The sequence below is a fragment of the Xanthomonas sp. SHU 308 genome (assembly GCF_000364645.1).
GTDB classification, from domain to species: domain Bacteria; phylum Pseudomonadota; class Gammaproteobacteria; order Xanthomonadales; family Xanthomonadaceae; genus Xanthomonas_A; species Xanthomonas_A sontii.
On record NZ_AQOK01000752.1, the window covers coordinates 1 to 5934 of the forward strand.

Annotated in this window: 3 protein-coding genes; all 3 read right to left on the reverse strand. The window is 69.1% G+C overall.

Annotated features, from left to right (window positions below; all coding sequences use genetic code 11):
* A partial coding sequence (locus D588_RS0119785; RefSeq protein WP_017917224.1) for a methyl-accepting chemotaxis protein occupies window positions 1-2206 on the reverse strand: 2206 nt, incomplete at its 3' end.
* Between the two features lie 248 nt (window positions 2207-2454).
* Entirely contained in the window at window positions 2455-4824 is a 2370-nt protein-coding gene (locus D588_RS0119790) for a methyl-accepting chemotaxis protein (RefSeq protein WP_026143918.1), read from the reverse strand.
* A 13-nt stretch (window positions 4825-4837) separates the two neighbouring features.
* Window positions 4838-5608 (reverse strand): transporter, encoded by a 771-nt coding sequence (locus tag D588_RS0119795; protein WP_017917226.1) that lies wholly within the window; start codon window positions 5606-5608, stop codon window positions 4838-4840.
* Window positions 5609-5934 lie beyond the last annotated feature (326 nt).

The window sequence follows — 5934 nt, forward strand, 5'->3', positions numbered from 1 at the left end:
CGGCCGCGACCGCGGTGCGCTTGGCGGGCTGCCGCTGCGGACGCGCCGTCACCTTGGCCGCACGCGGCGCGTTGCCCGTGGCAGGCGGCGCCGTTGCCGCACGCACGCCGGCGTTGTCGATCTTGAACAACGCCACGGTGTCGCTGAGCTGGCCGGCTTGTTCCTCCATCGAGCGTGCGGCGGCGGTGGCTTCTTCCACCAATGCGGCGTTCTGCTGAGTGGCCTCGTCCATCTGGGTGACGGTCTGGTTGACCTGCTCGATCCCCGACGCCTGCTCCTGCGAGGCCGCCGAGATCTCGCCCATGATGTCGGTGACGCGTTGCACCGAGGCCACGATCTCGCTCATGGTGCGGCCGGCCTGATCGACCAGCGCCGAGCCCTCGGCCACGCGCGTGACCGAGTCGTCGATCAGCGTCTTGATCTCCTTGGCGGCGCCGGCCGAGCGTTGTGCCAGGGTGCGCACTTCGCTGGCGACCACGGCGAAGCCGCGGCCCTGGTCGCCGGCGCGCGCCGCTTCCACCGCCGCATTCAAGGCCAGGATATTGGTCTGGAAGGCGATGCCGTCGATGACGCTGATGATGTCGGCGATCTTCTTCGACGAGGCCTCGATCCCGCTCATGGTCTGAACAACCTGGCCGACCACGTTGCCGCCCTGTGAGGCCACAGAAGCCGCGCCCACCGCCAACTGGTTGGCCTGACGCGCGTGCTCGGCGTTCTGCTTGACCGTGGAGGTCAGTTCCTCCATCGACGCGGCGGTTTCTTCCAGGCTCGCCGCCTGCTGCTCGGTGCGGCGCGACAGGTCGTCGTTGCCGGCGGCGATCTCGGTCGAGGCCGCGTTGATGCTGACCGCCGCGGTCTGGATGCGACCAACGATGCCGGTCAGCTGTTCGACGGTGGCGTTGGCGTCGTCGCGCATCCGCGCAAACACGCCGTGGAACTCTCCATCCATGCGCGCGGTGAGATCCCCGGCGGCGATGGATTGCAGCAGGGCCGACAGCTTGCCCAGGTTGTGGTCGCTGACCTCCATCATCGCGTTGAGGTCCTGCACCATCAGCCGGAAATCGTGCTGGAAGTGCGCCGCATCGCCGCGGGCGCTGAAGTCGCCGGCGGCGGCGGCCGCGGCCAGGCGCTTGATCTCGGTGTTGATCGCCAGCAGGCTGGCCTTGGCCGCGTCCATCGATTCGTGCAGCACCGCGCGGCTGCCGGGCAGGCGGCGGGCGTCGCGGCGCAGGTCGCCGTTGGCGTATTCGTTGAGCACGCCGATGGCATCGACGATGGCGTCCAGATGCTCGAACATCATGGTGTTGATGCCCTTGCTCAACTCGCCGTACACGCCCGGGAAATCCAGCGGCATGCGGTGGCTGATGTCCTTGTCGGCATGCAGTTCGATCATCAACGCCGTTTCGCCGGAGAAGCGCTGCAACTGCCGCTGCATCGCGTCCATCGCCAGCAGCAGGCGTCCCGGCTCGTCGCGGGCGTTGGTCGTGACGTCGTTGTCCAGGCGGCCGCTGGCGATGGCCTCGGCGGCACGCGTGGCGCGGTTCAGCGGCATGGTCAGGCTGCGGGTGATCGCCCAGGCCAGGAAGACGCTGACGACCAGGACGGCCACTCCACCTGCGATGAGCATGTTGCGGCCGCGCGCCATGGCGCGCGTTGCCGTGGCGTAGGCGTCGTGCGTCTGCTGTTCCTGCAAGGCGACGTTCTGGCGGATTTTCGCTTGCCACGCCAGCGTGGCCGGGCGCGAACGCTCGCTCAGCAGTGTCTGCGCCTCGGCGTTGCGCCCGGCGTTCGCCAGGTCGATCACCTGATTGTTGAGGGTGCGCGCGATATCGCGCGCCGCATCGATGTCGGCGCGCAATTTGACCACGCTTGCACTGGTTGCGGGAAACTTTTCCAGTTCGTTGCGCAGGTCGCTATAGCGTTGGCGCTTATCCTTGATCTCGGCGAGCGCCTGCTGGTTGAGATCCTCGCTGGTCACCATGGACAGTGTGCCGAGTGCGACCAGGATGTTTGAGTTGGCATCGAGCATGCCGTTGCTGATCCGCATCTTCTCGACGTTGACCTTGACGATGCTGTCCAGTTCATGGCGCGCGCCTGCCATGGATAAAAGGCCGGCCGCGACAAGCAGGCAGGACAGCAGGATCAGCAGGCCGAAGGCACCGCCGAGGCGGCGTCCCACGTTGTAGCGTTGCAGAAAGGCATTCATGTCGACCTCTTCGTTGACGGTGTCCCTGGGGCGTCCAGGTCCTTGTCCCTACAGACTCCGGCTGCGTTCACGTGACCGGAGGGGTGGGCGTGGCGGTCAGAAAAGTGAAGAAAGGAAACCCAATGTCGTGCCGTACAACATGCCGCCATCGCTCGAAGGTGATATCGGCGTGACGGCGTAGTTCTCGATGCGTCGTTGGTCGTAAGACGCTTCCCGACGCTGTCTGATTCATTTCCCTACACGGCTCCTCAAGCGGTGAGCGGCTGCCACTGGGTGCCGATCGCGTCGGCGAGGGCCTGCGCGTTCGGTTGGGACGCCTGCGTGGCATGCGACGTTGCAGCAGTGGCCGAATGGCCGGCCACCACCGCGGCGACGAAGGCCGGGGCAGGGGCGGCATGCGCGGCATGCTGTTCCAATCGGAACACGGCCACCGCGTCGCTCAGCTGCGCCGCCTGGTCCTCCATCGACCGCGCCGCCGCCGTGGCTTCTTCGACCAGGGCAGCGTTCTGCTGGGTGCTCTCGTCCATCTGCGTGACGGTGCGGTTGACCTGCTCGATGCCGGCGGACTGCTCCTGCGAGGCCGCGGAAATCTCGCCCATGATGTCGGTGACGCGGCCCACCGAGGCCACGATCTCCTGCATGGTCTGGCCGGCGCGCTGTACCAGTTCCGCGCCGGTGGCGACGCGGCCGACCGAGTCGTCGATCAGACCCTTGATCTCCTTGGCGGCGTTGGCCGAGCGTTGCGCCAGCACCCGCACCTCGCTGGCGACGACCGCGAAACCGCGGCCCTGTTCGCCGGCGCGTGCGGCTTCCACCGCGGCGTTGAGCGCCAGGATGTTGGTCTGGAAGGCGATGCCGTCGATCACCGAAATGATGTCGGCGATCTTCTTCGATGCGGTCTCGATGCCGCTCATGGTGTCCACCACCTGGCCGACCACCGCGCCGCCTTGCGAGGCGACCGCGGCGGCGCCGGCGGCGAGCTGGTTGGCCTGCCGTGCATGCTCGGCGTTCTGCTTGACCGTGGCGGTCAGCTCTTCCATCGAGGCGGCGGTTTCCTCCAGGCTGGCGGCCTGCTGTTCGGTGCGCTGCGACAGGTCGCTGTTGCCCTGGGCGATTTCGGTGGCGGCGCTGTGGATGTCGCCGGCGGCGCGCTGGATGCGGCCGACGATGTCGGCCAGGCGCTCGGCGGTGCCGTTGGCGTCGTCGCGCATGGTGGCGAAGATGCCGTGGAAGTCGCCGTGCATGCGCGCGCCGAGATCGCCGTCGGCCAGCGCGCTGAGCAGCCGCGAGACCTCGGCGATGCTGATCGCGTTGGCGTCGAGCAGGCCGTTGAGTTGCTGCGCCAGCATCAGGAAGAAGCCCTGCTTGCCGGTGCGGTCGATGCGCTGCGACAGGTCGCCGGCGGCGGCGCTGCGCACCACCGCGGCCACTTCCGCTTCCACGCGGGTCTCGGCGGTGCGGTCGCGCCATTCGCAGACGAAGCCCAGGTGCGCGCCCTCGGCATTGCGGATGGCGGAAATCTCCTGGGCGATGCAGACCTCGCGGTAGCGCACCTCGCGCTGCGCCGCGCCCTGCCGATCCAGCCGCTGGTAGATCTCCGCGTCCTGCGAATTGCCGACTTCCAGCAGCGCCACCGATTGGCCCAGCAGCGGCGCAGAACGGTCGAACGCCGGCGCGCAGGCGCGGATGTCCTCGGCGTGGGTCTGCAGCAGGGTCTGCAGCGCGGTGTTGGCGTAGATGATGGTCAGGTCGGGATCGGCGATGTACATGCCAGTGGACGCGTTGTCCAGGGCGGTGCGGATGCGCAGGTTCTCCGCGGCGACGCTGCGCTCGCGTTCGATGCGCTCGCGCAGTTCGCGCTGCATCCGCGCCAGCGCCGCCATCAGGCTGCGCCCGTGCCTGGCCGCGACCGGGATGGGCTGGTCCAGGCGGCCCTCGGCGATGTGCTGGGCCGCGTCCATCGCCACCCGCGGCTCGCCGCCGAGCAATTGCGCGACCGAGCGCAGGATCCAGGCCGCGGCGGCGGCCAGGCACAGCACGGCCACCAGCACCGCGCCGGCCTGCTGCCAGGTGGCGCGCTGGCTCTGCTGTTCGGCGGCTTTGCGGCTCTGCTCGTTCAGCGCCAGGATGCTGTCGCTGATCGTGTCCATCTCGGCTTCCAGCCGCTTGAACTGCGCGGTGAAGTCGGCATAGGCGGCACTGCTGTCGCCCTGCGACTCGGCCAGCGTCACCACCTTGTCGGCGGCGGCGATGTAGCGCTGCAACGCCGGTCCCGCCGCATCCAGTTGCGCGCGCAGGGTGCCGTCCAGCGGCAGCTTCTGGTTGTCGTCCAGCGCCTTGCGGAACTCGCCGGCGTGTTCGCCCAGCGCCGCGCGCGCCGCCTTGACCCCGTCCGCATCCTGGTGCGCCGCCGCCAGCAGCGCAGCGGTGACGTCGCCACGCAGCGCGTCGTGCATCATGTCGGCCTGCATGTGGTTGCGCAGCGCGTCCGAGGACACGACCTGCGCGGCGACCGAGCGCAGCAGCCCCTGCTGCGCGCCGTAGCCGACCCCGCCCAGCGCGAGCAGGGCGAGCACCGCCACCAGCACCAGGATCCCGAGCATATGCATGATTTTCATCGGTGTGGCCCGATCAGAAACGGAAGGACAGGCCCGCGCCGAGCGCGTGGTCCGGCGAACGGTCGTTGAGGCCGCGGCTGTACACCACGTCCAATTGCACGTCCTGGGTGAGCAGCCAGGCCGAGCCGACGTCGAGCAGGGCGACGGTGCCGCCGTCGTCGGCATGCGCGATCTGCGGCAGGGCCAGCTCCACGAACGAGCGGGTGCGGTCGTTCCAGGCCTTGCCCAGCACCACGCCGAAGATGCCGGCGGTGTAGCGATGCCCGCCGTCGCCTTCGTCGCGGATCACGCCCGGCATCATGCCCAGGGACACGCTGTCGCTGAGTTCCCATTCGGCCACCAGGCGGAACGAGGGGCGTGCGCCGCTGCCGCGTACGTTGCGCGCGCCGCTGGGCAGGTCCACGTGCAGCAGCCAGGCCAGCGAGGCGCCGCCGATCTCGCCGGCCAGGTGGTGCTTGAGGCCCAGCGAGATGTCGGAGAAGCCGGAGACGTCGCCGCCGACGGGGACGTCGATGGTCTGCCAGCCGTCGGTCTCCAGGCGCAGCTCCCAGGTCGGGCCGATGCCGTAGCGGAACAGGGTGGGCGTGGCATAGCCGTCGACATCGCCGTCGCGTTCCCAGGCCACGCTGGTTTCCACCTGCAGGCGGCGGTCGCCGACGGTGAGGCTGGATTCGACGAAGTCCGGGCGATCGGTGGCGATCGGCTCGGCCTCGGCATGGACATGGCCTGCGAGGCTGGCGAGGCCGCACAAGGTCAGACAGGTGGCGATAACGCGTCGCTTCATGGCGGCTCCCGTGGCGGTTCGGTCGGAACCGTGGATCCGGGCGCAGTGCGGCCGGCGCCGGGGCGCGCGTCGCGGCGCCCATGGCATGGCAGTTCCGCTTTCTATATCGACCCTGAATACACTTTCTTTACGAGCGTGACGCGCTAAGCGCTCTGTGGGACGTCGTCACCCGCTGCCCGGCAGCCGCGCCGCGAGACGCACAGCGCGCTTCGCGGCGGCAGCGGGGCGCCGCAGCGGCTCAGAACTCCTGCCACTGCCCGTCGTCGGTCGACGTGGTCGCGCGCGGGACCGCCCGCAACGGCGCCGCTGCCGGTCGCCTTGGTTTT

What these genes read in the sequence shown, in the direction of transcription:
- D588_RS0119790 (WP_026143918.1), bottom strand. Translation starts at nt 4,824, where the DNA reads ATGAAAATCATGCATATGCTCGGGATCCTGGTGCTGGTGGCGGTGCTC.
- D588_RS0119795 (WP_017917226.1), bottom strand. Translation starts at nt 5,608, where the DNA reads ATGAAGCGACGCGTTATCGCCACCTGTCTGACCTTGTGCGGCCTCGCC.